Source organism: Streptomyces boluensis, from assembly GCF_009908195.1.
In the GTDB taxonomy this organism is placed as follows: domain Bacteria; phylum Actinomycetota; class Actinomycetes; order Streptomycetales; family Streptomycetaceae; genus Streptomyces; species Streptomyces boluensis.
In genome coordinates this window covers 1-3,683 of the sequence record NZ_JAAAHS010000556.1, presented here as the reverse complement: position 1 = coordinate 3,683, position 3,683 = coordinate 1, and the positions used below count along the sequence as shown (strand labels likewise).

The following is a 3,683-nucleotide window of genomic DNA, read 5'->3' as shown; positions in this document are numbered from 1 at the left end:
CCGGAGGGGCTGATTTACCCCCGCCCCGACACCCGGTCCGCCCAGCGGGCGATCGGGTCCGTCACCGCGGAGCGCAGACCGGCCTCGCGGTGGTCGGCGGTGCGGTAGGCCGCGTACAGGGACTGGACGCCGAGCCAGCGCAGGGGTTCCGGTTCCCAGGTGCGGACCTTGTGGTTGACCCAGGGCAGTGCGGTCAGCTCGGTCGCGGTGCCCTGACCGGAATCCTGCTGTACGAGGTCGCGCAGGGTGCGGGCGGCGAGGTTGGCGGTGGCGACGCCCGAGCCGACATAGCCGCCCGCCCAGCCGAGGCCGGTGGAGCGGTCGAGGGCGACCGTGGCGCACCAGTCGCGGGGCACACCGAGCACGCCGGACCAGGCGTGGTCGATGCCGGTGCGGGCGAGGGCCGGGAAGAACCGGACGAGGATCTCGCGCAGCGCGTCCACCGTGGCCGGCTGCGTACGGCCGTCGTTGTCGGTGCGGGAGCCGAAGCGGTACGGGACGCCGCGGCCGCCGAGCGCGATCCGGTCGTCGGCGGTGCGCTGCGCGTACATGTAGGCGTGCGCCATGTCGCCGAGGGTCTCGCGGCCGTCCCAGCCGATGGTCTCCCACAGCTCGGCGGGGATCGGCTCGGTCACGATCATCGACGAGTTCATCGGCAGCCAGGTGCGGCGCAGCCCCTTGAGGTCGGCGGTGAAACCCTCGGTGCAGCGCAGTACGTAGGGGGCGCGGACCGTGCCGTACGGGGTGATCGCGTGCTTGGGCCTGATCTCCGTGACGGGCGTCGACTCGTGGATGCTGACGCCGAGCGCGTCGACGGCCGCGGCGAGCCCGGTGACCAGCTTCGCCGGGTGCAGGCGTGCGCCGTGCGGGGTCCAGGTGGAGCCGACGGCGCCCGCGACCCGTATCCGCTCGGCGGTCTCGCGCGCGCCGAGCAGCAGCCGCTCCCGGTCGCCGTACCCCACCTCGTCCTCGTGGAAGGCCTTCAGGCGGGTCAACTGGGCGGGTGTGTACGCCACTTCGAGGACGCCGCCGCGGTGGATGTCGGCGTGGATGCCCTCGTCGTCGGCGGCCCGTACGACCTCGGTGACGGTGTCGTTCATGGCCTGCTGTAGCCGGGCGGCGGCGTCCTTGCCGTGCAGTTTCGCGTACCGGTCGCGGCCCGCGATGCCGTTGTACAGCCAGCCGCCGTTGCGCCCGGAGGCGCCGTAGCCGCAGAACTTCCTTTCCAGGACGGTGATCCGCAGGAACGGCACGGCCTTCTTCAGGTAGTAGGCGGTCCACAGGCCCGTGTACCCGCCGCCGACGATGCACACATCGGCGGTGGCGTCCCCGATGAGGGGCTCGCGGGGCGTGACCGGGCCGTGCTCGGCGAACCAGTGGGACACATGGCCATTGAGGGTGCGGGGCGCGTTCATGGCCGGGAACGTACCCGAGGGGTGCGCGGCCTGTCCCTGGGCGTTGTGTCCCTAGGATCGGCGGCGTGATCGACATCGTGGTGCCCGCTGAGCTCGCCCGCACCCAGACCCGGTACAACGGCGCCGCGGGCCGCGCCTTCATCGACGGGCTGCCGCTGCTCGCCAACGACTTCCTGGACCGCTGGGAGCTGCGCCTCAACGGCCCTTCCATGTACGGGATGGCCTCCCTCGTCCTCCCCGTGGAGCGCGCCGACGGCACCCGCGCCGCCCTCAAGCTGCAGCTGCTCGACGAGGAGAGCGCGGGCGAGCCGGTGGGTCTGCGGGCCTGGGGCGGCGACGGTGTGGTGCGGCTCCTCGACCATGACGCGGACACGGGCACGCTGCTCCTGGAACGCCTCGAACTCCCCGGCGGGTCGCGGCACTTGTCGTCTCTCGACGACACCCGCGAGGCGACCCGGATCCTCGCCGGGCTGCTCGCGCGGCTCGTCGCGGTCGAGGCCCCGGCGGGCCTGCGCCGCCTGGCCGACATCGCGGCCGGCATGCTCGACGCGGTCCCGGAGGCGGTCCGCTCGCCGCGCGTCGCGGGCCCCGCCCGGCAGACCCTGCTCGGCTGCGCGTCGGCGGTACGGGACGTGCTGGCCGAGCCCGGCGACCGGCTGCTCCACTGGGACCTGCACTTCGACAACGTGCTCGCCGCCGAGCGTGAGCCGTGGCTCGCCATCGATCCCAAGCCGCTCGCGGGTGACCCGGGCTTCGACCTGATGCCGGCCCTCTTCAACGAGCTGACCGACGGCTTCGACGCGGCCGAAGTCCTGTACCGCTTCGACCTGTTGACGGACACCCTCGCTCTGGACCGGCACCGGGCCGCCGCCTGGACGCTGGGCCGCGCCCTGCAGAACCTGCTCTGGAACGTCGAGGACGGCGACCCGCTCGACGCCGACCAGCTCGCCATCGCCGAACTCCTCCGCGACGCACGGCTCTGACGCGTACGCGGAGGTCCGGTTAGCCTGCGCGCATGATCCGTAACGCCACACCCGCAGACATCCCCGCGATCCACGCCATGGTCCGTGAACTCGCCGAGTACGAGAAGGCGTTGCACGAGGTCCGCGCCACCGAGGAGCAGTTGCACACCGCGCTGTTCGGCGACGACCACCCGGCGGCGTACGCGCACATCGCGGAGGACGCGTCCGGCGAGGTCGTGGGCTTCACCCTGTGGTTCCTGACGTTCTCGACGTGGCGCGGGGTGCACGGCATCTACCTGGAGGACCTGTACGTACGCCCCGAGGCGCGCGGCGGCGGCCACGGCAAGGCGCTGATGACGCAGCTCGCCCGGGTCTGCGCGGAGCGCGGCTACCAGCGCCTCGAATGGTCCGTCCTGAACTGGAACGAACCGAGCATCGCCTTCTACGAGTCCCTCGGTGCACGGCCGCAGTCGGAGTGGACGGTGTACCGCCTGACGGACGAGGCGCTGGGGCGGCTCGGGTCGGCCTGAGAGGCGTGACCGAATCCGCTGAACCCCTGAACCCCTGAACTCCTGAACCGCTGAAATCCGCTGACCGGAGCCGAAGTTGACCCTTTCCTCCTCCCTCTACAGCACCCGTATACAGACCCAGGTCGTCCACCTGGTCCTGAGCCGCCTGTCCCTCCCGGTGCACGGGAACACGTACCTGCGGGGAGTGCTCCCACCGCAGGGCGGGGACGAAGCGGTCTGCGTGGCCATCGGCGCGAAGGACGCGTGTGCGCCGGACCTGAATGTCTACGAAGTCCCCCTGGTCCAGGACGAGATCGTCATCGACGCCGAAGAAGTCCTCCAGATCGTGCGGGTCGCCCAGACCGCGGACCCCTTCTACCGGACCTTCTACCGCGACGACGAGAACGACCTGTCGCAGCTGCCCTTCCTGACCCTCGACCTCCTCGACATCCGAGGAGAGCAGGAGCAGCCGGAACAGCGGGAACAGGGGGAGCAGGGGGAGGAACCGGCCGCCCTCACCCCGGACACGCCGCACGCTCTGGTGGGGTTCCTCCCCCTGGCCCCCGGACGGCACCGGCTGTACTGGTCATCCGGCGACTGGCCCGGAATCATCGCCGCGGACGTTGAGACCCCCGACAGCCCCGACAGCCCCGAAGTGCTGCGCACGGTCGTCGCGCACGCCCTGCCCGACACGAGCCGCGCGCGGCCTTCGACGGATCCCCACTGCTGGAGGACCGCCCCACTGCTTGAGCGCTAGGGGCCGGTCAGAACCCGTCCACCGTGTGCGGCAGCAGCCC

General features: G+C 71.7%; 4 protein-coding genes. 3 read left to right on the top strand and 1 reads right to left on the bottom strand.

Annotation, left to right across the window (positions count from 1 at the left end; genetic code table 11):
* Positions 1–14: 14 nt before the first annotated feature.
* Positions 15–1,415 (bottom strand): NAD(P)/FAD-dependent oxidoreductase, encoded by a 1,401-nt coding sequence (locus tag GUY60_RS35735; RefSeq protein WP_161705572.1) that lies wholly within the window; start codon positions 1,413–1,415, stop codon positions 15–17.
* Between the two features lie 56 nt (positions 1,416–1,471).
* On the opposite strand from GUY60_RS35735, the gene GUY60_RS35730 reads away from it, so the two are divergent.
* The 3 genes from GUY60_RS35730 to GUY60_RS35720 all read left to right on the top strand — a co-directional run bounded on the left by GUY60_RS35730 (position 1,472) and on the right by GUY60_RS35720 (position 3,643).
* Complete coding sequence (locus tag GUY60_RS35730) at positions 1,472–2,398, top strand: aminoglycoside phosphotransferase family protein (protein ID WP_376771356.1); 927 nt, start codon at positions 1,472–1,474, stop codon at positions 2,396–2,398.
* A gap of 32 nt (positions 2,399–2,430) precedes the next feature.
* Entirely contained in the window at positions 2,431–2,907 is a 477-nt protein-coding gene (locus GUY60_RS35725; protein WP_161705571.1) for a GNAT family N-acetyltransferase, read from the top strand.
* Between the two features lie 76 nt (positions 2,908–2,983).
* Positions 2,984–3,643, top strand: coding sequence for a hypothetical protein (locus tag GUY60_RS35720; RefSeq protein ID WP_161705570.1), 660 nt, complete (start codon positions 2,984–2,986; stop codon positions 3,641–3,643).
* The last annotated feature ends 40 nt before the right edge of the window (positions 3,644–3,683 follow it).